Genomic DNA, 25858 nt, shown 5'->3' with positions numbered 1-25858 from the left:
CTTAGCTTTGTAAGGAGAAGTTCTCGCTACAAGCTGACAACCAACTCAAGAGGATAGCAAAGTAATTTATTACTAAAGCAAGAAGTAGCAGTTTAAAAATTAGAAGCTAAAAGATATTTAAAAATTAAAATCTGAAAGCTAATTTAAAGCTAATTAAAAGCAGATGATAAAGATAATCTTACAAGAGAGCACCGTGTACTCACTTGGTAACGCGAACTGTAGCCTTATAGTTCAAGTTAGTTTATGCAAGATAGTGAAGCTATCTAGAAAAAACTAACTAAGCGTTACTTTATCTTTTGTTTGTTTGTGGTTGTTTGCTTTACTGCTGTGCTACTTTGTGCTTAGCATGTTCCTTAGCTTTGTTCTTTACTTTGTTCATTAACTTAGATTTTGAGAAAGATCTTTAAAGTTGCGTTTAGTTCTTTTGCGACCTCTTCAATGCAAAAGACTAACTTAAAAGAGTTTCTCAAAGTGATAACAAAGTTATAAAGTTCTAAGGAATTTACCTGTATCCAGATTAGCAAAAGACAAAAATCATTTTGCTCGAGGCTGGTACTTAGTTATTAGAGCATTAAAATCAAAAAAGTTTAAAATTGGAAAACTGAAATAAGAAAAACGGTAAGAGGAAAGGAGCTATTTCTCTAGGTAGGGATGATAAAAATAGACTTAGGGCAGGCAGGTAATATAAAGACAAAAAGTAAACGATTTTTGTTAGTTTAAGAATAGTAGTGAGAGTTTACCTTTTGTTAAAGGATACTAAGCGCCAACCCTATCCTTTAACTCAAAGTTTTTCAATAATTTGTTATTACTTAATTAGACAGTAATAAAGTGAAAAAGTTTTAAAAAATTTCTTAATTTCCTTATGAATTTCTTGGTTAATTTATTTTATTTTTTTGGTAAAGACTTTTTCTTGATAACGTTTAATTTGTTTAGATTTGTACGGGATTAAACAAATTTATTATCTACTGGAAATTAAAAGAAATTTTATAGAGAATTACTCTATATTTTACCATTTTTACAAAAGAAAAGAAATTAATTTTTCCTTTTTTTCCTCAAAAAAGAAAATTAGTTTTAAGAAAATTAGTTTTACCACTTTGCATGGAAAAGAGAACCCCAGTTTGCAGGGGTTAAACAGTGGGGTTATAGATTTAAAGGTTACTAAAATTTAATTTCAGTTAGCGTTTTAGTTTACTAATTGGTGGGGTTATTTGGTAAAGAAAATTTGCAATTGAGATTACAATTTGCTTGGGTAGGTATTTTTAGCTTGGTTAATGTTGGTGATGAAGCTTGGTCAGCCTGATGTTTTGTTGTCTTGGTTAGCTTAATGGCTTGAGTTAGCTTGGTTAGCTTTATGATTTGTTAGTTTGTTGGAGAATGTAGTTAACCTAGTTCATCTGATTACTAGTCCACCTAATTAATTCACAGTTCTCACTTTAGAGTTTGAGATAGCTATTATTGATCTCAGTTATTGCCCTAAATAATGTTGCTCTAAATATTGATCTAGATATTGAGCTAGATATTGCCCTAAATATTCCTTTAGAATTTTATTTTATCCTAGGTGTTTTAGAGGATTTAAACGTTGTTTTAACCCCTTGATGTTGAAAAATAAACCTTAATAATCACAGACTTCTAAACTATTTCGCTTTTCCCCTCTTTAAATTTATTTTAAAACTTGCTACTATAAATTTACATCAAGAAAATTTAGAAAAATTTAGCAATCCTTGCTAATTTTTCTCACCAATCAATAAATCATTTCAAAAAAATATCATTAAATTTATGAAAAACTTTGCTGTATTTGTAGACGCTAAATCAATGCGAATGTACAAGTAACAAGTAAGTTTATTTAACTTATCTTAGTTTATTTGTATGCTTATATTTTTACTTTAGAACTTTGTAAAGGTTATTTAGCTTAATAACCAAATTTAAAGTTTACTTCTAGGATATCCCAAAAGTTCTAGCCAACCCAAAGCATACAAAGTCAGAATAGCAAGCTAAGATTTGTTAAGTTTAATGATAATCCCATTTTTACAAATCCCTTTTCTTTTTAAATTCATTTTTACTTCAATATTTAATTTTCAACTTTATTTGAATTTCAGGTTCAAATTCATTTTTTGAAAACAAAACAACTTCGAGTAGTGTTTAGCTAGTTTTGTAGTTCTCTGGTAGTGTGTTCTCTGGTAGTTCTTCGATTTAGTCACTAGATGTGAGGGGTTATAGCTTATAGCAACTAAAGAAGTTTACTTAGATTAGTCCAAGCAAACGCTAATAGTTCAATTAAACCCTTGCAAATACATGGCATAGAAAATCCTAAGCGTAGGCAAATCTAAATCTAAAGCTAGCTTGGTAAAACCTAGTAAGTGTGGGTAATAAACTACCATGACCTTAGTAAGAAAGAGCTTATAAAACCACGATAATCTCGGTTAGTTTTATCTACTCCTTTACTTTTTATAGGCAGAGTAAAAATTATTCTTAGTTTATGCGATATTAACCGCACTAACTGCCAGTTTATAAGGTATAATTAAAGCTCTTCAAAAACCGACTAAAGTTCAAGCATTTAGCTAAGCATTGGATTTAGTTTCAAAGTTAAGTTTTTACGCGAAAAAAGTTGGATAAAGCCTTATTAAAGTAGGTTTAAGAACAAGATACAGCCTTGTATTTCGTTTGTTCTTTCATTCTTTCTTTTGAACTTAAATTCTATTTAAGTTTGATTTGGCTGAACTTTTTGAAGAGTAGGCAAACTTAAGTTCTTGCTTACTGCATAATTACCTTAACTTACTACATACTTACTTTAAGGTAGCATGCTTATTTTAAGGTGGTGTCTTACTTTAAGTTAAAGCATAGCCTTAAGCTAAGAACAAACTAAAGTAGAACCTACAAACTCAAGCATTACAGAAGTAAAGGTTTAAGTTTAACTTAAATACCACGGAAGTGATACTGAAGTAAAACTGAAAAAAAGACTAAAGCAGGATTTGTTTTAAACAATTGATTGCAATTATCTTAATATCTTAAGTATTTAAAGGAAATTTACAATGACAAAACAGGCTTTAGTGTTACAAACAGATTTTGGTTTAGGTGATGGTGCTGTTAGCGCTATGTATGGGGTAGCTGCTCAGGTTGATCCTGAAGTAAGAGTACACGATTTAACTCATGATATCCCACCATACGACATTTGGGCAGCTTCATATCGTCTATTACAAACAGTTCCTTATTGGCCTACTGGGACTGTGTTTGTTTCAGTTGTTGACCCTGGAGTTGGTTCTGAGCGTCGTTCTTACGTAGCCCGTACTAAAGACGGTCAGTACATTATTACTCCTGATAACGGAACTTTAAGTCATCTTGCGCACTATATTGGCTTAGCTGAAGTCCGTCAAATTAACGAAACCGTTTCTCGTCTGCCTTACTCTGGTGAAAGTCATACTTTCCATGGACGTGACATCTATGCTTATAATGGAGCACGTTTAGCAGCAGGGCAAATTACCTTCGAAGAGCTTGGTACTTTAGTAAATGTTGATGAGATTACTAAACTACCGATTATTGATGCCAAAATTGAAGGTGAAACTGTGCACGGTATTATTGATATCCTTGACGTTCGTTTCGGAAGTTTATGGACAAATATCTCGCTAGACCTACTTAAACAGTTAAACTTACAAGGTGGGGATAACCTAGCAGTTTCTATTTTCCACAATGGTGTTAAGGTTTATCAAAACGAAATGAAGTTTGCCAAAGTCTTTGCTGATGTAAAAATTGGTGAACCTTTAGTTTATATTAACTCTCTACTTAAAGTAGGGGTAGCCGTAAACCAAGATTCATTTAGCCGTCTTTACCACATAGGTACAGGAGTTGAGTGGAGTATTGAGTTACGCAAAGCTTCAAAATAACCAGTATTCAAAATACAAAAATAACCAGTATTCAAAATACAAAAATAAAAATTCAGCGTAAAAGTAAACGCAAAAGGTAAAAATAAGCGCTTGCTAGCGCTTATTTAAGTTAAAATATCATTCTCTCTTTTCTAGAATTTCGGAGTAATCATGGCGGGAACAAAACGTAACCCAGTGAGAACAGTGGTGGCTATAGGTGTAGGAGCAGCGATTATCTTAATTTTAATGAGATTTGCAATGATTCCTACCTTTGTGCCAAATACGACTATTCAATCGGCATTTGGTTTTCTAGCATTATTTGCTGGGATTTTTGGACCTGTAGCTGCGGGGATTGCGGCTTTTATTGGTCACTTTTTAAATGATGTAACGCAATATGGTTCTCCTTGGTTTAGTTGGATTATTTGTTCTGGTTTACTAGGGGTTGCTTTAGGTTTTGCTGTAGATGGTAAAAAACTAGAAGTAGGTGTGTTTGGTCGTAAAGAGATCATTCGTTTTACGATTATCCAAGTTGTTGCTAATGTACTAATTTGGTCAGTCGTGGCACCTACGCTTGATATTGCTTTCTATTCAGAGCCAGCTAATAAAGTGTATCTGCAAGGGATTGTTTCATCAATTAGTAACGCTCTTTCAGTAGAAATCATTGGTTTAGCTTTACTGCTTTACTATGCAAGAACAAGAACCAAGTCAAGTTCTCTATCATTAGAAGATTAATTATTTAGGTAAAAAATTAATTATTAAGATAGAAGATTAATTGTCAAAAGCAAGTGTAAAAATTTTTTACACTTGCTTTCTCAATCGCTATGACAACACAACCAATTATTTCATTTAAGAATTTTAGTTTTAAGTACGACGCTCAAGCAGAGCCTACTTTGACAGATATTAACCTGGATATTTATCCAGGGGAAAAAGTTTTAATCCTAGGACCTTCTGGTTCTGGGAAAAGTACTCTTGGACATTGTATTAATGGTCTTATTCCGCATGCTTTAAAAGGCAAGATTACTGGTGAGTTGTTTGTTAATGGCAAACTAACCCACAAAGAATCAATTTTTGCCTTAAGTAAGTCAGTAGGAACAGTGTTACAAGATACAGACCATCAGTTTGTTGGTCTTACCGTAAAAGAAGATATTGCCTTTGCTCTTGAAAATTCTTGCATGCCAGTCGAGCAAATGGAAGAGCAAGTAAACAAATGGGCAAAAGCGGTAAAAATCGAAGATCTTCTTGATCATTCTCCACATGATCTTTCAGGTGGACAAAAGCAACGTGTCTCTATGGCAGGAGTATTAGTTGACGAAACGCCAATTTTACTCTTTGATGAGCCTTTGGCGAACTTAGATCCGGCTTCGGGACAAGAGGCGACGCAGCTAATCAAACAATTGCAAGAGCAAACCCAAGCAACGGTGGTAATTATTGAGCACCGTTTAGAGGATGTTCTTTTAGCGCAGGTAGATCGTATTGTAGTTTTCTCTCAAGGACGTATTGTTGCAGATACGACTCCTGATCAACTTTTACAAAGTCAAACTTTGGCAAGTCTAGGAATTCGTGAGCCTTTATGGGTTACGGCAATGCGTTATGCTCAAGTTGATCTTACGCAAGTAAGTAATATTGCTAACTTAGCGCAACTTGAAGCGCCAGAGTTAGCGACTAAGCTAAGCCAATGGCAAGCGACGCAACCACCAGTTGCGCAACTTGCGCAAACCTCTCCTCTGCTTGAACTCAAGCAAGTAGCTTTTGCTTACCAAGAGGACGCTCCTAAAGTAGTTAAGAATTTAAACTTAACTATTGGTCAAGGAGAGATGATTGCCTTAGTTGGTAAAAACGGCGCTGGAAAATCAACGCTAGCTAAACTAATTTGTGGTTTTGAAAAAGTAAGTAGTGGGCAAATTCTGTGGCATGGTGCAGAGCAAACCCAAGATATGGGAGCTTGGAGCATTAAAGAAATTGCTGACCATGTTGGCTATGTAATGCAAAACCCTAATCAAATGATTACCCAAGTAAAAATCTTTGATGAAGTCGCTCTTGGCTTACGTTTTCGCGGAGTTGATGAGGCGGTTGTGGTGGAAAAAGTAGAGCAAGTACTACGTACTTGTGGACTTTATCCAATGCGTAACTGGCCAGTGGCAGCTCTTTCTTATGGACAGAAAAAACGTTTAACCATTGCTTCGATTTTAGTGCTTGATCCACAAGTAATCATTCTTGATGAACCAACAGCGGGACAAGATTATCGACACTATACCGAGATGATGGAGTTCTTAAAAGAGATCAATCAAAAAGGAGTAACCATTATTATGGTTACCCATGATATGCACCTTATGCTCGAGTATACTCAACGCGCAATAGTGATGGTAAACGGACAGGTTGTTGCAGACTCAACACCAGTAAAAGTTCTTACCAATAGTGGCTTAGTAAAACAAGCTGCCCTTAAAGAGACAAGTTTATTTGTTCTCGCGAATAAGGTAGGACTTGCCAATCCTGTAACTTTTACCGAGAAATTTATTGCTTACGATAGGAGAGTAAAACATGAGTGCTAGTGTAATGGGATATCTCCCAAAAAACTCTTTTATCCATAATCTTCATTCAACAGCCAAGTTACTCTACTTTATTTTAGTTGTAACTGCTTCAATGATAACTTACGATACTCGTTTACTCGCGTTTATCGCCCTAAGCTCATTATTGATCTTAAAGTTATCAAAAATTCGTTACGTTGAAGTTAGCTTTGTGGTGAAGTTTATTCTATTCTTCTCGGTGCTAAACCTGATTTTGGTGTATGTTTTTGCACCAACTCATGGTAATGAGTTGTACGGAACTTATCATCAAATTTTTCCAGCTTGGGGATATTTTAAATTTACGTATGAAGAGTTATTCTTCTTGGTGAATTTAGTACTTAAGTATATTTGTACGGTTCCTTTAACCATTGCCTTTTTAATGACAACTAACCCAAGTCAGTTTGCTGCTAGCTTAAACCAAGTAGGTTTAAGTTACCGTATTAGCTACGCCGTAGCTTTAACTTTACGTTACATTCCTGATGTACAAATGCAGTATCAGGCAATTAGTAAATCACAACAAGCGCGTGGTTTAGACTTGTCTCGTAAAGTACCATTCTGGCAAAGAGTAAAAGCGGTGGTTGCCCAAGTAATGCCGTTAATTCTGAATTCGTTTAATAATATCGATTCAATTAACCAAGCAATGGAACTTCGTCGTTTTGGGCAAGGGAAAAAGCGTACTTGGATTCGTCAAACTAAAATGACACCTAAGGATTATTTAGTGATTGTTTTAGGGATTGTGATCCTTGGGGCGGTACTAGTCCTATGGCAAGTAAATGACGGTAGATTTTATAATCCGTTTGTTGGCTAATGGCAGAATTGGCATAAGCAAAAACAAAAAAACACCTCGTAAGTTTATAAGCTTACGAGGTGTTTTTTGTTTATAGAATATTAGCAGAAAGTTTAGGAAGATAATATTACTTCTTACAGGAAATAATTACTTTAGTAAATCCTAAACTTGATAGCTGTTATCTACTTAGAGGTTGTCTTATCTATTAGTGACTCTGCAATTTTGTGGATTGCGGAACTTTTATAGCATAAAGCAATGAACTGATTTTTGATCTCAAAGTCTTGATTATCAATAAAATCACTATAATTTTCAGATTTGGTAGGATCTTGACCTGAATATATGAAGTGACGCGCATCGTCAAGGATAGAATATAGATCCTCATTAGAATCGTTAATCCCTGTTTTACTTTTTAAGATTTTTATTAGTTCTTCGTCAAAGAATTTAGTTAAAGTGTCAGCAGTTAATTGTTGTATACCGTTAAGATTGTTTTTTGCAAAGTCATAGATAGCCTCAACTGTAGGACGGGTGAAACTAAAATCTTGCGTTGTATTATTGTAGTTAGAATATTCTTCCATGAGGTCAACACATTTATAGAATTCAGTTTCACGAATGCCTGGGAAAGAGTTGAAATCTTCTGCAAAAGTCGTGATGTAGTTCTTTTCTCGACCATCTTTATCTGTGGATTTATTGCGAGCTTCTATTTGAAGAACTACGTTAAATAAATAAGGCTTATCTGCAGTAATAGGCTCTTTCTTATCTAAAGCAAACTTTAATTCACCGGCTTCTTGAAGACATTTATCTAATTGATCTCTTAGTAATTCTCTTTCCTCTTTGTTTTTCCCGCGGATAGTTTCTCTGATTTCTAAAGTTGCTCGTTTAGTGTTATGGATATAGTTTTCTTCAAAATCCTTTCCATTTTTAGCAATTCTAGTTAGATCATTGTCAGAGAAGAAGGTTTCACTGTTATAACCTGAAACTAGATTATTGTGAGCGTCATATATCGGAGCGTAAGTTTTAATAGCGTCAAATGTTTGCTCTAACTTTTTAAGAGGTTTTAAGAGACGAGGTCCTATATCTATTATTTCATCATCAGAGCTAAGATTTGTTAATTCAGAAAGAAGTTGTGCAGGTGTACCTTTTTCAATGTTGAATTCATCAAATCCAACTTGTTGTAATTCTACATAGTTGTTTTCTAAATCAATGACAAGGTCTGCAAAATCTTTCTGTACGACTTTGTTAGCTCTCAATTCTTCTAATTCTAGAACCGCAGAGTACTTTTTAATAGCGGTTTCAAAGTTTTCTTTTGCCAGACTTGTCATGAAGTAGTTGACAATGTTACCGAATTCTTTACCCTCGGCTACACGGTTAGTACGTGAGTAAGCTTGGATTAAGTTAGCACCAGAAAGAATTTTGTGTACAAATAACGTATTAATTGTCGGAGCGTCAAAACCTGTAAGTAGTTTATTGACAACAATAACTAAATCAATTGCATGTTTTTCGGTACGATTACGTTCTTTTACTAGAGTACAAACTTTGTCTTCGTAATCCACCCAACTTGTTACAGGCATGTCAGAAAAGGTTGCTTTGAAGTCCTCCATGATCTCTTCTTGATCTTGCACACGTGATTTAGAGTTAACTTCATTTGTATCCGCTTCAAGATCATTGAAATCAGGAAATTCATCTTTAACATTTCTACCATCATCATGAGATGAAGCCGAACTAAAGAGAATTGCAATTCTTAGAGGCTTATATTCATCTCCATGTTTTGCTTTTTCTTTTTCTTGTTCTTCCTTGAAAAGCTTATACATGCTAATCGCGTTGTCAATGCTAAAAGTAGTGAGCACAGCATTGAAGGCGCGATTTCTCGTATATTGGTTAAAGGTTTCAAGAATGTTTCCTACCACCTTGCGATTAAGAGCTTCAAGGTAGGTGCTGTTTCCTAGTTTTCTTTTAGTGAGTTCTTTTACAAAATCATGATAGAAGTTTGGATCTTGATATTTTTCGCTTTCAAGAACATCATCATATTTTACTTTGTTTACGAGCTCGAGGAAGTTTTTAATACTAACAACTTGACCTTTATCAAGAAACTCTAACTCTTTGTACTCTACTTTAAAACCACATACGTTATTGTCAGCAACAGCTTGGGCAATAGTATAAGCATGCAGTTGTTTACCAAAGATAGTATGAGTTGGTTTTTCTTGAATAGCATCAGGTGTACCTGTAAAACCTAACCATGCAGAGTATTCGAAGTTATTACGAATATTCTCTACGTTCTCACCACTGGTTGAACGGTGCGCCTCGTCACAGATAAAGAGAATGTTTGGTTGCTCTTCTTTATTCTTGAAGTTTCTTTTGAGATCTTTTTTATCAATACTTGCTAAAGTTTGTAGTGTAGTAGTGATAATTTCTTTCTTCGATTTTTTTAATTTGCTTAATAAACGTTCTTTTTGGGTTTTTCTTTTCTCATCTATATCTGCTGGATGACGAACACTTGAAACACTGATATCACTATCAGTTTTATGATCACGTACGTGATTAGTAAAGCAATCATAGGTTTGCTCTTCTAAGTCGATACGGTCAACCACAAAAACTACTTTATCAATACCTCTGATCTTTCTCGCTTGTTCAGCAACTTTAAAGCTGGTTACAGTTTTACCAGAACCAGTGGTATGCCAAACGTAACCAAGTAAGTTGCATACATTGGTATTAACTGTACTAAGGTTGTCTTGACCTACTTCTAGTAATTGGTCAGGTAACCTTAGCATTTTATTTCTTTGATTAAACTTAATTTCTTTAATACGTTTAATACAAGCTTCAGCAGCTTCTACTTGGTATTGACGCATTAACACTAAGTCAGCATCATTAGTTTTTGTTACACGCGTAAGGATGTAATTACTAATAAGTTTGTGGGCATCACGTGGATTTAAACACTGATCAACAAATTCTTTGTAATCATCTGAAGCGAGAAAGATATTTTCAGGAATATTTTCATCTCCAGCACGTCTTTTTTTTGAGTTCCAGGTGAAAACGAATTTACGATTGATTTTTCTTCCACTTGGACGGGCAAAATATCTTGCTTGGCTTTCTTTTAAAGCAACCCCTACTTGTAAGGTATTGAGGAGTGAAGTTTTATTTTCAGAGATGTCGTTGAAATAATGTTCCAGTTGTTCAATAGCTGTGCCATTATTGTCATATTCTGAATTAAGGATTTTGTCGCCACGCTTGTTCTCAATTAAGAACAGTGGAAAACCGTTAATAAAGAGCACAAGATCTAAACGATTGCTTTTACGAACTTGATTTAGGTTAAGGTAAGCATCTTCTAACTTTAACTTTACTTCTTGCGCAAGTTGAAAACGAACTTTGTAATCAGGATAGTTATTGTCTAAGAAAGCTTTATTCTCTGGAATATTTTCATAGCCAGCTTCTGTAAAAAGGATTAAAGGAATGCCGACTTCTTTACCATCTACTTTACGTTTGAGAAGATCTTTATCAAGTTGAACCCCACCTGTCCCTTTAAGATATTGGTGGGCAAATACAGGAAGTGGAAGAGGATAGTGTTCTCTTGGTTGGGGAAACTTTTCTCTAAGCTTTTTTAGAATATCGTTAGCTTCTTGCTCTGTAAACTCTGGATTACCACAGTCTGTTCTTTCTAAGATTGTTCTGTTGTTGGCTTGAATAATAGAAATTAAGTTCTTTTCGATCTTTTCGATAGAGGTGTGATGATTATCTGGATCAAGATCTTCCCAACCTAAATTTTGTAAGTGGCTTATTAGCTCTTTTTGGAAAGCTGCTTCTGTTTTTATTTCCATAATGTCTTTTCTCTAATATTATGGACTGAAAAAGTAGTTTACCTTTTTCAGCTGGTTTTATTGTAAACGGTTGTAAATAAAAAATTACTCAACCTTAGCTGGAGATACGTTTTTGCTCTGGCTTAATTTAAAGCTAAGGTAAGAAAATACGGCGAAAAAAGTTAGCTAAATTAGCTCAACTCTTTCGTTTGGATATATTAATCCACAGTTAAAAAAACTGTTATTTGTCACTGGACAAATTAGTAATTTGTCCCAGACAAAAACAATGATAATAGGTTATTTTGAGAATTTTGGATAAATATAAATCCCTAAGAATATTTTACTATACAAATCTCAAAATCAAGATGAAAATTAGATAAATTTTTTAAGAAATTCTGCGAATGTAACTTAAGTTTAGCCTATTACAGAGTTAAACGTTTTTGCGAAGCTAAAAATTGTAAAGTTTAACTTCTGTTTTACTCTTTTGTGTATGGAGAGTTTTTGATAAAAATGGGAATATATGAAGTTGGATCTGGAATGTAAATTGGCGGGGTAAAATAGCGGAGCTAATGCTTGTCGAGCATTTGCTGTGTAGCTTATGCCGTGCATAAGCTCTTAGTGAGAAAGAAATTTTTCTTCCCTATAAACGAAATATGCAACCCCAATAATGAGGTTACATAGATTAAAAACGAGAGTTTAGTATAAAAAGTTAACTATTACTATGGATAAATTAACCACCTATGTTTAAGTCTGTAAAGCAAAGAGCTTAACTAACAAGTATAAGAATTTGTAAACAAATTTCTCTTACCTGTATAGATATTTAAGCATAAGTTCCAATTAATTAACTTTTGTTCTCATATTATAGGCTTTAGTTGTAAAAAATTGTATTAAAATGTTTAAAAATGTGTCACAGGTCACAAATTCAGTTTTGTTTTTTGTCTGTGACTTATGAGAGGTAATCTAAGTTTTTGTGAGTTTTTTACAACAGAAGCTAAATTATTTTAACGTAAAATCAAGCTTTTCCTTAAGATAATTAGGTGTTTTATTTATCTTGAGGGGTTATTATTTTGTAAGAAAAGTTTACTAAGTGGTTCTGATAAATTTTGCTCAACTTGTAGTTGCAGTAAGTAATCTCAAACCACAAACTTCAAGAATTAAACTTCATATCTCAATAGATTTTGTAACTCTCGATTTGTTAACTAATGTTTGAAGTTAGAAAACTATCGTCTTAATCCTTCTCGTAATACTCTCCTAACGTAAAACAACCTCGTATTTAAAATACGAGGTTGTAGTTTTACACATGAAAGAGTTAACTTTTTAGCTTTTAGTAGGTATAGAGGTTACTAGTAGAACAGTCTGAAACCAGTTGCACCAACTACTTCTTTGATTTCGTTGTCAGTACCGCGGTTAGCTGTCGAACCAGTGTTGTTACTTTGCGTTGCTTTTAAGTAGCTAACTTCAGCAAAGTATTTTAAGCTGAATTTATCACCAGAACGGCTGTCGTATAACCAGTAGTCACCACCTAGGTAAGCTACGTTCTCTTTTGTATAGCGGAATAAACCAGTTGATGCATTGTAGTTAGTTTTTTGGTATTTATAGATGTAACCACCGTAAAGGTTTAAGCCTTTAACAAATGCACCGTAGTAGATTACGTCTAGACCTAAAGAAGCGCCGTAGTTAGGATTTGTCCAACGAGCGTTATTTTGTCTAGAGTAAGAAACGTTTGTACGTACACGTAAATCTGTTACAGGTTGGAAGTCTGCAAATAATTCAACAGCGTATTGTCTTGAATAACCTGTGAATGTTGAAGAACCGTTAAGTGTACGATTTGTAGCAAAGTTTAAATATACAGCGTTTTGACGGTCGAATTTCCAACCAAATGATGCTTGGATATCACGTGCGAATTTATAGTTACCATCGCTGTAAGTATTGCTACTACGAGCAGCTGATGATGAAATCGCGAAGCGATATTTTTTATTAGGATCACCAGTTAGATCATAACGAACTGTCCAATCTGCATAAGCTAAGTATGTATCAGATAGAGCTGAATAAGGAGTGTAAACGTAGTTAGTTGATGTACCAAAATCGTTTTGGTCAGCTGCACCTTGTTCTTGAGAGTAAACGCCAGTTAAACCTGGAGCGATTGTTAATTTACCATAAGTAAAGTTTTCTGCGTAAACATATAAACGTTCAAAACGTGGATCAGTAACAGAGTGGGTATTAAATCTTGTTACACCATTTGAAGAATAAGCATAACCTTTACGACCTAAGAAGTAGTGAGAGTAAGCACCACCTACGCGAGTACCAGCTGCAGTAGTATTGTTTGTTGCACCGTGAGTACTGAACCAGTTAGCACCAACACGCGCATGGAAACCGATGTTAGTTGTTGGATTTAACCATGCTTTCCCACTTAATGTAAAACGTGGACGGAAAGCAAAGGTTTTTGCATAACTATCACCTTCAGTTCTGTAGTTATAAAGACCAGTTTCACGATCTTGATAAGCAAATACAGCACGAACGTCAGCACCTACAGAGATGTAAGAACGACCGTCAGCTGAAGTGAATAGGTTTACGTATGCGAATGAGCTCGCTGCCATAGAGCCTAATGCTAGTGCTAGTAATGTCTTTTTCATATCTATCTTAATTAATCTTTTTTAATTTATGGTAAGTATTAATCAAGACAAAGCTAGAAGCTTGATATTAATTAGGTAAATTTCGAGAGAGAATTTGCCAAGTAAAGGTATAAGAACGTTAAGGACTTATCTCTAGCTTTTTCTTTCCACCTCAAAAGCAAGTTTGAGGGTAAAGAAAAAGATGCCAAATTACAACTAGAAATTTGTCCTAAAAAATTAAGGCTTTGCTTTGCCTCAATCTGTCTTTGGAAAGTTTAAATGTAAATTTGAAATTTACAAATTCAGTTGAGGTAACAAGTCTATGGAGTTTGGAAAAATAGACCTGAGCTCAACTTACGCCCTTAATTATAAAAGCAATTAACAAGAATTTGTTGCAAAAGAGTAAAAAAACCTAAAAAAACTTAAGCTTTTTTAGAAAAACTATCAAATGATAGTTTTTCTATCTATTTGGTTGTTGCAAAAGTAAGTTATTTTTAGAATTTTATCTTCTTTAGATTTATATTCAGGTAATGACTTTTTCTAATTAAGAGAGAAATTGGTGAAAAAATTGTAGCAATTTTATCAAATGATAAGAAAATAGTAACCCTAACCCTATCAAATGATGGGTTTTTGGTTGTGGAATGAACTATAGAAGGGGAAAATATAATGGAATATAAAGAGGAATAAAATAAGTAATTTAATCTAAAGCTAGAGACTGTCTCAAAAGTCAGTAATAGCGGGATTTGGATACTTATCAGGAAATTATAGAGCTTTATAAGTAAAACTCTTATAATTTTTTCTTATGTTATTCTAGCATAGAAAAATTTTAAAAATCAGGTAAATTTATAAATTTGTGAAGTAGATCACATAAAAAGCTGATTTTTGTTAGGTTAAGTCACGTTATCGTTAGTTGATGTCTAGTTTTTTAAGTATGGGGGGCTAGCTGACTTATTTGTTGATACTAGCTTTTATTGCAATTAACTAGTTAGGTATCTAACCAATAAGACATTTACTAGTGAAGCATCTAACCAGAGGGAAGTTTAACTAGTGAAGCATCTAACTAGTGAGACACTTAGCTAGTGAAACATCCTAAAAGCACAGAAAATTAGGATACACCTAATTAGTAGTTTTTTAGAATTACGTTTCTCTGGTTGCTCTTGGGGAGACAGATCTTTTTACATTCTCCAGTTTGTTCTTGAGTGGCTGTTGTTTTTTACCTTCTCTAGTTTGCACTTGAGACACAGCTGTTTTTACATTTTCCTATCTGCTCTTGAGATACATGCAGTAGTTGCCTTTTTACATTCTTCAGTTTACTCCTTTGTCTTTCGATACTTTTTATTCAACATCTACAAAATTACCTGTACAAAATTAGATAATTTACCTCACAAACCAAGAGAAAAGTTTACTAAAATATCCTATTTAGGATAAAATAGTTAAGATACAAAAACAGTATTTCCAAATTCTACTTTTTTCGATATAAATTCTTTTTTATCTTGGCTTTACTTGTGTGACCACCCAAGTAAATTCAACAAATTTTTAAACGGCGAAATTCAAATGTCATTTCCAAGAGTAGTTAACTACAAAGAAGATTTGTTCCGTGCCATTCTCATAGAGCTAGAGTTCACGGTGAATTTTACCAATCGTTTAAACTTTAACGATCCGGTTGTAAATTCAATATTTCATTTAAATCGTACCTTAAGAAGCAATAACTATCCGTTAGAGATTTCTTACAACAATGATATGGCGCGTGCATTTCGTTTACTAAATGCTAGCGAAACCAAAAATCAAGCAACAGGTACGGGGCTATTAGTTTTAACTTTTAGTTCGTTATACGCATCTTTATTAATTAGTAATAATAAGGATCGTGATTTACGTCATATCTTGCTAATGAAGATAGTAACTTATTATGACTACTATCTCAATGAAGTGGATAAGGCAAACTCTTTTGTTAACGTGCCAGCGTTAACGGCAAGAGAGTTCGATGAGCTTGCGCGCAAAATGCAAGATGCCAATAATGGTATTGCCGAGATCACTCCTGCAAGATTTACAAACTTACCAAGATTTGCCTTAACTAGCGCAATCTTTAAATATGTTTTTGCTTACTTACATAGTGAAAACAATATTTTCCGTCAACAAAAAGTGCTTGATGTGCTTGATGTTTATATGTCAGGTTATAGCTACTTAGCCTTCTCTTTAGGGGTAGGTACTGCTTACCACGCAAGCTTTAGAAAACTAGGCTTAGTTTCACAAGCACCTTTCTGGTACTTTAAGTTTGACTACACTGATCAACAAACTCGTACGCTAAACTACATAGTAGATAACTTTATCTTCAATGAGAAGTTTGGTACTAATGCAGATGAATTCTACAAACTAGGTCGCCTCTTTACTCAAAGTGATTTACCACTAAATGAGTTTGCACAAAACCTAGATCATTTAAGTGTATTAGGTTGCTTCCCACGTGAAGCAGAGCAATTAAGTTTCTACCAAGAGCATATTGCACAACAGGCTGCTAAGTATCAAAGTAATTATGTAGAAAACTTTGTGCCATCTCTACGTCGTGCTTATGCTCGTTTACTAGAAACTATGCAAGCTCTACGTCAGGCGCAGCAAGATGAGCATCAAGTGGTAGAAAAAGATCCAGAGTTAAATCTTGATCTGATTATCGATTTAAACTCTTACTTAGTAAACGATGATCCACTGTATTTTGCAAATCATGTATATCACTTAGCTGATATTTATACTAACTACAGTGAATTACCAGATTATGTTGCTTTAGATTATTCTTCACCGCAACTTCTGCCGGTTAAGCTAGATTGCTATACAGATCAAGCAGAGCAAACCTTTGTCCCTGCATTTTTAGGATTTGGGGAAGAACGTTTAGCTCCAGTTGTTGTGAGAAAGGATAATGAGATCTTTGTAGCAAATTTAACTGAAGAACAAACTACCTTTATCAGACAGATACTTGAAGCTCAAATGCCTGAGCATACTTTAATTGCTGATCAAGCTCCTTGGTTAGCAAAATTTAGCCAAAACGCTTTACCAAAACTTGAAGCTTATAAAAAAATGCGCAACGCTAAAGAAGAAAACTACTTTAAAAACTTTACTGCTGAACAACTAGAAGTTATTTCAGGTGCTTATAACCAAGCTCTAGAAAAAACAGTTGAAACCTTAGCGCAAAGAGATAAAGTAAATCCACTTAAGTACTTCTTAAGTAACGAGTTACCTCCACATCAAAAATCTGGAATTTTAAATCACGTAGGTAACAATGTTCTTGTGCCTTTAGTTGCAATGCTTGAACCTAAAGTTGATTTCAGTGATGAACTAGCTTTAGTGCAAAGTATTCAAACTGAACATGATCGTAAACTGTTAGGTCAAGCTAAAGCGGGTGAGTTCCCGACTAGCTTAAGAAACAGCTATGACAAGATCATGCCTCATGCAGTACGCATTGCTAAACTCCAACAAGAGTTAAATGGTCGCGTATTTATGGATGAACATGGTAATAAAGTAGCAACTCCAGATCTTACTTCATTAGTTGCTAAACCAGTTCGTGAAGTGAGAAAACAAAGTACAACCGCTTCTAAAGTACGCGTTACCCAAGAACCAAAACCTATTGCAGCACCAAAAAATCAAATTTTACGTATGAGTCGTTCAGCTCGTAGTAAAAAGGGTAAGAAGTAAAAGGTGAAACAGTACAACAGCTTGCTGTACAAAATCTTGCTGTACAAAAGCTTACTGTGAACAAGCTGTAATTGTATAAAATACAAAGTAAAAATGCTCCTCAATCGAGGAGCATTTTGCGTTTGTTTGAAAAACATAAGAAATGGTCTCAAATTTTCTCTTTTTCTAAGATAAAATCTAGTATAATCTTCCTAGTTGGGTTTAAATGTTAATCGTTATCATTTACGCTTAACAACAAATTGGGAGTTTACTCCTCTTTATTACTCTACTTTAATGTGGCTAGATTTGGTGTTTTAACTAAATAAAGTAACAGTTGGCTTTGATCTGTTACTAGCTATTGTTTTGTTTAAATTAAGTTTACTAAGATTTTCTTTTACTATTTGCGACTACTTGCTCGCTATCTTTGTAAACTAATGTCTGTACTATTTACTTATGTTAAAAAGATCTCTTTTATCTTTATCTCTAGCGACATGTTTAGTAGCTACGAGTGGGGCTGCTGTAACAGTAGCAACTTGGAATGATGGTAAGTCAAGTTTAACTACGCTTGGTCAAATCCGTATGGCGTATAACTATCAAGATAAAGAAGCGAACTATCAAACTTATTATCAAAAAACTAACCAAGCTACTTGGAACCTACGTTCACGTATTATCTTTAGTTTAAAACAACATCTAACTGATGATTTAGAAGTTGGCGCTCACTTACGTTTAGTGCATATCTTTATGAGTCGTCACGCTTCTAGCGTACGTTGGAGCTATACAGATGCAAGTTATGGCACTAAAACTTATACTTACACTCATGGTAAAAACCCAATTAGACCTGACCGTTTCCATGTTTACTTAGAAAGCAAGACTTTTGGTAAATTAGTAGTGGCATTATCAACGGGTGACTACGCTACGCAACAAGGTTCTGCAGATGTACGTGACTTCGGAACTACGACTTACTACTTAAGTAACCAAGCGCGTGCAATTACTTATGCTTACTTAGATACTCAAGACCGTTTAGTAAGATATGATAGCCCGAATATTTCAGAAGACTTACCTCTTTCTGCATCAGTATCTTATGGTGACATGCGTAGTCCACAAGTGAACGGTGCTGGGGAAACTAAACGTCGCTATGATACTGAAGTATCTGGTGCTTTAATGTACCAAGTTGGTGAGATGGGGCAAGTACAACTTCTTGCTGCTAAAAAACACGAGTATGTGAATTACACAACCAAGTACGCAACAGAGGGTTACCAACTAGGATTAAACCTACGTGTAACACCAGATTTACGTATCCGTGCTGAAGTTGGTACAGCGCACGAAGAAACAGCTACGCTGTACAATCGTTATAAAGGAGCAGGGATTGATTTAAGCTACAAAGTTGGTAAGTTCACTCCTTACGCTGGTGCTCTTTATATGAATGTGCAAACTAAGTATAAAGATGGAGCAACAGCACAACAAGCACGTAACGTTTATGAGCTATTTGTAGGTTCAACCTACACAGTAGCTTCAAAAGTATTTAATGCTTTTAACTTTAACTTATTTGCTGAAGCACTACATAGTTATACTGACTACTATAAAAACTATGGTGCTCGTTTAGGTGAGCATACCTATGCCTTTGCAGGTGGTTTACTAGTTACTTGGTAAAAGTAGCAAGTAGAAGTCTGTAAAGAGAGAATGTAAAAAAGTAAGACCTACAAATTAGCAACAGTACAAAATACTGTTGCTTTTTTGCCCTCATTTTTTGTTTTTAGGGCAATTTCTCTTTGGCTAATTGATAGTCTTTCCCAATTACCCCCTTAAATTCATTTTAGTCAAATAAAAAATTTTTGGCAAAAATGTGCTAAAAATCAACAAAATGGTCGGGGGGGGGGGTAAATTTATCGCCTCCTAGTGGTAAAGTTTTATTTCTCACATACATACCCATATTCCTTGATTTTACTAGGATTTTCTTTTAAAAATAAACGTTTCAAAAAATCAGGTTTTTGTGAAAGTTTTCGAGTCTGCAAGATTTTGAGCAAAATTTTGTAGGTTATTGATAGGTGTTAACTATTTATATTTTTGTTTATTTCTAGCTTATTTTTTATATAATAGTAAGTAAACTGTAAAAAGTTTTTTACGCATTCTCAAATCTAATTTTGTCATGAGATTTTGCAAGTAATTTTACTTTAAGAAAAGCGCGTTATCCTTTGTAGGTTAACTAGTTTTTGTAATGAGTTATGTCTTTAGCTAACTAGTGCTATTTGTATCTTTGTATTGTAGGCTAGCTATTCTCTCTGTAAAGAGAGGTAAGGACTTCTCTCTACAGGGTAGGGTAACTATTTGCAACTTAGTAGAGTTAGGCATAACTTTGGAAGAGGAACTAGTTCTCTTACAAGATAACCAGCTGGAATTTGGTAAATTTCCTTGTAACGCTTGTGACACATTTGGGAGACAGCTCACAAATTTAGGTTTTGAGAAAGCAATTTAATGGAGCTACTGTTTAAGTAGCGATTAATATAATTTTCTTTTCACACTATAAAATTAGCACTTTGGCTTTTTAAATTTAAGACCAAACTTAAGGAAGACCACCTTATAACCAATAATTGATGACCGCCAAGTCTAACTATGAATAAAAACTCAAGTGTGACCCCTTGAGTTTGCTTTGAATTTAAGAAGACCAAATCTTTACACCATTCGATTCACTTTGGATAAATTTTAATGAACGCTATCTATAAATTAAAGTTTAACCGACGCACTTTATCTTTAGATGCCGTTTCCGAACTGGCAACTAATGCGATAACCGCTTCGACAACCCACAAAGACAAAGAGCAACCTTCTGCTTTATCTTTCCGTCGTCTTTGTATTCTTCTCAACAGTTTTCTCTTACCGAGTTCTGCTCTTGTACTAGCGCCAAATGCGCTAGCTTTAGAGCGTTCTGGTATGGAAGTTGTAAATGGATTTGTTAATGTCGTTACTAATGGCGCGGTAACGAGTATTACAAACTCTCCAAATGCAATTATCAACTGGCAAAAATTTAATATTCAATCTAATGAAATCGTAAAGTTCCTGCAGGAAAGTTCAAGTTCTGCAGTGCTTAACCGTGTTCTTGGAGGCGAGCTTTCGCAAATTCTCGGGACACTACAATCAAACGGTAAAGTATTTATCGTAAACCCTGCAGGGATAGTTTTTGGTGACTCAGCTGTAGTTGATGTAAGCTCTTTAGTGGCTTCAACTTTAGATTTAAGTGACCAAGACTTCTTAAGTGGTAACTATGTTTTTGACCAAGACAAAGACCAAGCTATCGCTTCTGTAATCAACCAAGGGATGATCAAAGTTGCCGATGATGGCACCCTTGCCCTTGTAGGTGGTAAAGTTCTAAACACTGGTGTTCTTGAAGCTAAAAACGGTACGATTTACCTTTTAGCTGGACAATCAATTACCATTCAAGATCTAGACAATCCTCTAATTTCGTACAAAGTTACTGCTGACAATAAAGCAGTTAACCTTGGAGAGATTGTGTCTAAGCGTGCCGTACTTTTAGCTAACAAAGTAGCGCACGGCGCTACTGATGAGTATCAGTCATTTGCTGATCTGGTTGGCAATGTGCACTCTGCGCGCAAAGCAAGCATTACCGCTTCGGGAGAAGTGGTGCTTTATGGTGCCTCTGAAGCAGAGTTAATGCAAGACACAAGCATGAACGATGCCCAGCTGGCTGCTAATTACACTTGTCAGTCTGGTTTAGTGTTAGTAAATAGCACTATTTGCGCTTCAAATCCTGTAGGGGTAGCAGGTAACGTTAGTCTTCTAGGTGATGCTGTAATTTTAGAGAACCATGCTTTAATTAACGCTTCTGGTAAACAAGGTGGAAATGTTTACATTGGTGGTGATAAGCATGGTAAAGGTGATTCTAAACTTGCTGATTTTATGTTCATGGATACTCAAGCAGTGGTAAATGTATCAGGAACAGAAGAGAATGCAGGGACTACTATCGCTTGGGGTAATTACGCTGTTTATGACGGTACTTTTTTAGCAACCTCTATCCATGGTGATGGTGGTTTTGTTGAAACCTCAGCAGAAAATATCCGTCTTAAGAAAAATCTCAAAGTATCAACAACCTCAGTATATGGTAAGGTTGGTAACTGGTTAATTGACCCGTTAAACCTTCTTATTATTAATAGTACTGCTGATGTAGTAAAAGCATTAGCAGAGAATAATTATGCTAGGAGTTCAAGACAATATGTTAATCAACCTTATATAAACGTTCGATACTATGGTCCAGAGGTTGAACCAGATGATCGTGCTGATTATATTGTTGCTCCAGAGTTAGCTGGCTTTTTAAATGATAATAATGTAACTATTGAAGTTCAAAACAATTTAACTTTCTACAACGTTACGAATTTTAATTCTCCTGAAGGACCTAAAACTTTAACGTTAAAGGCGCAGAACTTTAGCTTTATAAATTCTAATTTTACAACTAAGACTCGTATTTCGATTATCCGCTTGGATAACAGTCGTCCAGGGGTAAATTTAAATCTAACTAACTCAACTCTAAATGTAACTAGTTTTGCAGTAAATTCAGCTGTTGCGGTGAATGCGCTTAATTCTAAAATTAACGCAACAGAGTATATTGACTTTAATGTTGGAGGCAAAGCTAACTTTACCAACTCTAGTTTAAATGCTGTAGGTAAAATTGATTTTGTTCTGCAAGGACGAGATTTTACCACTACTTTAGATTTAAATCGTAATAGTGCCTTTGTTGCTGGTACGAATTTAAATATTAGAGTGAGTAATGGTACCAATATCAATAGATCAACTCTTAGAGGTAGTACGATTGATATAAAAGGTACTTTAGCTAACACGCCAATTACTTTAACTAATAATTCAGTAGTACAAGGTAGCAGTAGCAACAGTTACCTCAACATTTCGAATACTTCAACAGGTTTATATCCTGCAGTTACCTTAAATGGAGTGACTTTTAGAGATTTAGGTTCTATTAATGTTACCGCGGGGTTATTTAATGCAACTAATGCGCGTACTAACAATAACGTAACGGGTAATATCTCTTTTGATATTTACCTAGAACCTATGTCAACTTTTACCTCAAGTTGCTTTAGTTCATTGAGTAGTAATGTTAGCATAATTAAGCGTAAAGGTAATTTAGTTGTGAATACAACTAACCTTTCAGCAAATCGCAACATTACCATAGGTGTAGTTGAGAGTAGTTTTAACGCAACTAATTCTAACTTTAGCGCAAACCAAAACTTACGAGTTCTTTCACGTACAGCACTGTATTTATCAGGATCACAATCTAAAGCGAATAGCACAGTTATTCAAGGAACGACAGAGAATACAAATATTAGTTTAGTAAACTCATCGTTTACAGGGACTACTGCAGCGACTAGTACCATTAGCATAGGTGGGACAACTCGCTCAATTCTTACTCTGTCTAATGTTTCTTTTAAAGATTTAAAAGACATTTCTACTAACTCTGCATCATTTAACTCGACTCAAGTGTCGACGCAAAATGTTAGAGGTAACATTACTGTAAGTGTAACAGGTGCATCAACTTCACATATTAATACAAGTAACTTTACTACTACAGGCGGTAATGTAACTTTTGGAAGGTCATCAGGTGACTTCAGTGGTACTGGTTCTACTTTTAGAGCACAACAAGTTCTTTGCTTTACCTCATCAGCTGGTGGTTTAAGCTTTACTAACTCAAACTTTACCTCTGTAGCTAATAATGTTTTACTTTATGGAAGCACAAATGTACGCTTAACGGGTTCTAAAGTTGACGCTAACAATATGGCTCAACTACGTGCATCTTCCATTGACGTAAGCAACACTAACATCAATGCAACAAGTGGTGAAGTATCTATTGGTAATGCTTCTACGGCAAACGTAAACTTTAGTAATTCACAGATTAGAGCAAATAACAGTAACGCAACCGTAAGTGGTTATCAACTAATTAATGTTATAAATACTAGTTTTTACACTAAGCTAGATCTGAACTTATCTACGGCAGCATCGTCTGGTCGTAATAACGGTAGAATTGTTATCAATAATCAAAACGGAGCTAAGTTTACCGTAGAGCGTAATTTAAATATTACGACAAATAACTTAGCGCTTAACAATAGTACTTTAGAAGTAACCGGTAACATAGGCTTACAAGAGCAAACTACTAATGGTGGTAACTTCACAGCAAATAATACTAGCGCTAAAGCCGTTAATATAAATGTAACCTTTAACCGTAGTAACTTAGTAAATACTAGACTTTACGCAACTAATAACTTACTGTTCAACAGTGCAAATAGTGCAACTATAGATAGTAACAGTAACTTAACAGCAAGCAAAGACCTAACCCTACGCGTAGGTACTTTAGTACTGGACGGTAGATCTCTACTTAACGCAACTACTACGCAGGTAGTAGGGACAACTGGTGCCGTAATTACTAATGGCTCAACAATCAACTCAACTAGTGCTACAAATTTAACTGCAAATGACTTAACGGTTAACAATGCTAAGGTTGATTCAGCTGGTACAACTACTTTAACAGGTCGTTTTATTGACGTAAACGGCTCAGCCGCTTTTGTAACTGCAAAAGGTAACACCTTTATTAACTCAAGTGCAACTGTAAATGTAACCAACAACGCCTTAGTTGCGGGACAAAACGTTAATCTAAGCGCAGGCACTGACTTAACAATTGTAGGGGGTACAGTTACAGGTAATGCTCGTACTGATCTCTATGCTAAAAACAAATTATGCGCAACTAATGCACAAATTTGCAGTACGAATACGCTAGTTAACATCTACGCAGAAAATGAAGCTACTTTAACTAATTCGAACGTAAATGCAAAAGCTAACGCGAATGTCAACAGTAAGCAAATCACAGCGCAAGGAACTAACTTTAGTGGTAACAATATTGTTTTCCGAGGTACTAGTGCAGTTGCAAGTGACAATATTAGCTTAAACAACTCTAACTTAGCAGCTGTTAACAACTTAAGATTTGTTGCTTACAACGTAACAACGAATAACAGTAACTTAACTGCTGCAGAGATTGTTATTACTAATGCCAACAATGTAAGTTTAAACAACAGTTTACTAAATGCGACTACGCGTGATGTAACAATCAACGCAAGCAAACAACTAGATGTAACTAACTCTGAAGTTAAATCAGCACAGGCGAACGTAAACCTTAATGTTGGTAATGCTACCTTAACAAGTTCAAACCTAACAGCACAAAAAGAGCTTAACATTAAGGCAAGTGGTGAAGTTAATAGTACAAACAACTCTAACTTAACTTCAGCAGCTGGTAATGTAACTATTAGCGCAACTAGTGGGGTTAGCTTAGAGTCTGGTTCAAGTGCAAAAGCAAAAAATACTGTAACTGTATATTCAGAGCGTGGAGCTATTGATGTTTCAGGAGCAAACCTAACTGCAGAGCAAAAAGATGTTAACTTAACTGCACATACGAGCATTAACTTAACCAATAAAGCTTATGTAAAAGGTAATACCTTTGTTAACCTAACAGCAAGTAAAATCTTAGCTAATAACTCTAACGCTACAGGGCAAAACCTTTACTTTAAAGGACAACTAGATGCGTTAAATTCACAGCTAAATGCAACGCAAAACATGGTATTAGATGGCAATAATGACCTCATTATTGCGCGTAGCTCTATTCTGACTGCAGGTAACAATTTAACAGCTACAGGTAAACAACTTAACTTTAATAACAGTACTGTTGATGCAAAAAACTTTGCTGATTTTACCGCAAATGAGTTTATTGAGTTTAGAGATGCAAATCTTACAGCGAAGAACTTAAATGCAAGTGCAGGAACCTTAATTCGTTCGTTTAATTCTAACTTTACTGCTAATGAAAATCTGAACTTTAGTGCAAGTCAATTTATTCGTCTAAATGACGGTATGGTTAAAGCTAATAAAGACGCAACTTTCAAAGCGAATCGTGTGATTGGTGAAAGAACATCAATTACGGCAACGCAAGGAAATGCGAGTTTTAACGCAAATGTTGAGACGAGTTTAAACTCTTCGAATGTAAGTGCAGGAAGTATTAAAGCGACGGGTACAACGGTTAACGTTAGCAACAGTAATTTAACAGCAACCGCAGATGAAATCTCTTTAGGTAATGCTGATACTAATATCGTTAACGTTAAAGACGCTAAACTAAGAGCTACAAGCAAAGCTAAAGGTGACGTGAACCTACGTGGTAACACTAATGTTAACGTAAGCAATAGTACTGTAAACGCTGGACGTGATATTAACTTAGCTGCGCCAACTGGAACAGTTAATATTTCAAATTCTTCTTCAGTTACTGCAGAGCGTTCAATTAATATAACTTCAGCAGATGCTGAATTACTCAATGCTTTAGTAAATGCAACGAGCACGGTTGGTATTGAAGTAACAAATAATCTTAATACCAAAGACTCTGAAGTTAAATCGCAATCTGTAAGTGTTAAAGCTGGAACTGCAAACTTAGTTAACACTAACGTTAATTCAACTCAAAAAGATCTTAATGTTGACGTTACTAATAGCTTAACTTTAAACAATTCAACCCTTAAAGCAGATAAAGCTACGGAGAATGTAAAAAATA

At 34.9% G+C, this 25858-nt stretch carries 9 protein-coding genes; 7 read left to right on the top strand and 2 right to left on the bottom strand.

Annotated features, from left to right (window positions below; all coding sequences use genetic code 11):
* Window positions 1–3029: 3029 nt before the first annotated feature.
* The 4 genes from CKF54_RS02045 (at window position 3030) to CKF54_RS02030 (ending at window position 7229) form a co-directional block, all read left to right on the top strand.
* Window positions 3030–3878: an S-adenosyl-l-methionine hydroxide adenosyltransferase family protein gene (locus CKF54_RS02045; protein ID WP_119524622.1), complete on the top strand. Its 849-nt coding sequence runs from the start codon at window positions 3030–3032 to the stop codon at window positions 3876–3878.
* Window positions 3879–4028: 150 nt separating this feature from the next.
* Entirely contained in the window at window positions 4029–4589 is a 561-nt protein-coding gene (locus CKF54_RS02040) for an ECF-type riboflavin transporter substrate-binding protein (RefSeq protein ID WP_119524621.1), read from the top strand.
* Window positions 4590–4678: 89 nt separating this feature from the next.
* Window positions 4679–6406, top strand: a complete 1728-nt coding sequence (locus tag CKF54_RS02035) for an ABC transporter ATP-binding protein (protein WP_119524620.1) — start codon at window positions 4679–4681, stop codon at window positions 6404–6406.
* Entirely contained in the window at window positions 6396–7229 is an 834-nt protein-coding gene (locus tag CKF54_RS02030; RefSeq protein WP_119524619.1) for an energy-coupling factor transporter transmembrane component T family protein, read from the top strand. Before CKF54_RS02035 ends, CKF54_RS02030 begins: the two co-directional genes overlap by 11 nt.
* A 161-nt stretch (window positions 7230–7390) precedes the next feature.
* Here CKF54_RS02030 and CKF54_RS02025 read toward each other — a convergent pair whose 3' ends face one another.
* Together CKF54_RS02025 and CKF54_RS02020 are read right to left on the bottom strand one after the other, a co-directional pair.
* Window positions 7391–11017, bottom strand: a complete 3627-nt coding sequence (locus tag CKF54_RS02025; RefSeq protein ID WP_119524618.1) for a UvrB domain 3-containing protein — start codon at window positions 11015–11017, stop codon at window positions 7391–7393.
* A gap of 1322 nt (window positions 11018–12339) precedes the next feature.
* The gene (locus CKF54_RS02020) at window positions 12340–13629 is read right to left on the bottom strand and encodes a hypothetical protein (protein ID WP_119524617.1); all 1290 of its coding nucleotides are present in this window, start codon (window positions 13627–13629) and stop codon (window positions 12340–12342) included.
* A 1533-nt stretch (window positions 13630–15162) separates the two neighbouring features.
* Between CKF54_RS02020 and CKF54_RS02015 the strand changes: the two genes are divergently transcribed.
* The 3 genes from CKF54_RS02015 to CKF54_RS02005 form a co-directional block, all read left to right on the top strand.
* Complete coding sequence (locus tag CKF54_RS02015) at window positions 15163–17286, top strand: hypothetical protein (RefSeq protein WP_119524616.1); 2124 nt, start codon at window positions 15163–15165, stop codon at window positions 17284–17286.
* 432 nt (window positions 17287–17718) lie between these two features.
* Window positions 17719–18915 carry a hypothetical protein gene (locus CKF54_RS02010; RefSeq protein ID WP_119524615.1) on the top strand — a complete coding sequence of 399 codons (1197 nt, stop codon included), beginning with the start codon at window positions 17719–17721 and terminating at the stop codon, window positions 18913–18915.
* Window positions 18916–19968: 1053 nt separating this feature from the next.
* Window positions 19969–25858, top strand: a 5890-nt coding sequence (locus CKF54_RS02005) for a filamentous hemagglutinin N-terminal domain-containing protein (protein ID WP_119524614.1), incomplete at its 3' end; no start/stop codon positions are given.

Origin of the sequence: Psittacicella hinzii (genome assembly GCF_003585885.1) — a bacterium.
Classification (GTDB): Bacteria; Pseudomonadota; Gammaproteobacteria; order Enterobacterales; family Psittacicellaceae; genus Psittacicella.
The sequence above is the reverse complement of the archived record's forward strand: the minus strand, read 5'-3'. Positions and strand labels throughout refer to the sequence as shown.

Bases quoted from the DNA above. Each gene is read 5' to 3' on its own strand.
- CKF54_RS02025 (WP_119524618.1), bottom strand. From the start codon at position 11,017: ATGGAAATAAAAACAGAAGCAGCTTTCCAAAAAGAGCTAATAAGCCAC.
- CKF54_RS02030 (WP_119524619.1), top strand. From the start codon at position 6,396: ATGAGTGCTAGTGTAATGGGATATCTCCCAAAAAACTCTTTTATCCAT.
- CKF54_RS02015 (WP_119524616.1), top strand. From the start codon at position 15,163: ATGTCATTTCCAAGAGTAGTTAACTACAAAGAAGATTTGTTCCGTGCC.
- CKF54_RS02035 (WP_119524620.1), top strand. From the start codon at position 4,679: ATGACAACACAACCAATTATTTCATTTAAGAATTTTAGTTTTAAGTAC.
- CKF54_RS02010 (WP_119524615.1), top strand. From the start codon at position 17,719: ATGTTAAAAAGATCTCTTTTATCTTTATCTCTAGCGACATGTTTAGTA.
- CKF54_RS02045 (WP_119524622.1), top strand. From the start codon at position 3,030: ATGACAAAACAGGCTTTAGTGTTACAAACAGATTTTGGTTTAGGTGAT.
- CKF54_RS02020 (WP_119524617.1), bottom strand. From the start codon at position 13,629: ATGAAAAAGACATTACTAGCACTAGCATTAGGCTCTATGGCAGCGAGC.
- CKF54_RS02040 (WP_119524621.1), top strand. From the start codon at position 4,029: ATGGCGGGAACAAAACGTAACCCAGTGAGAACAGTGGTGGCTATAGGT.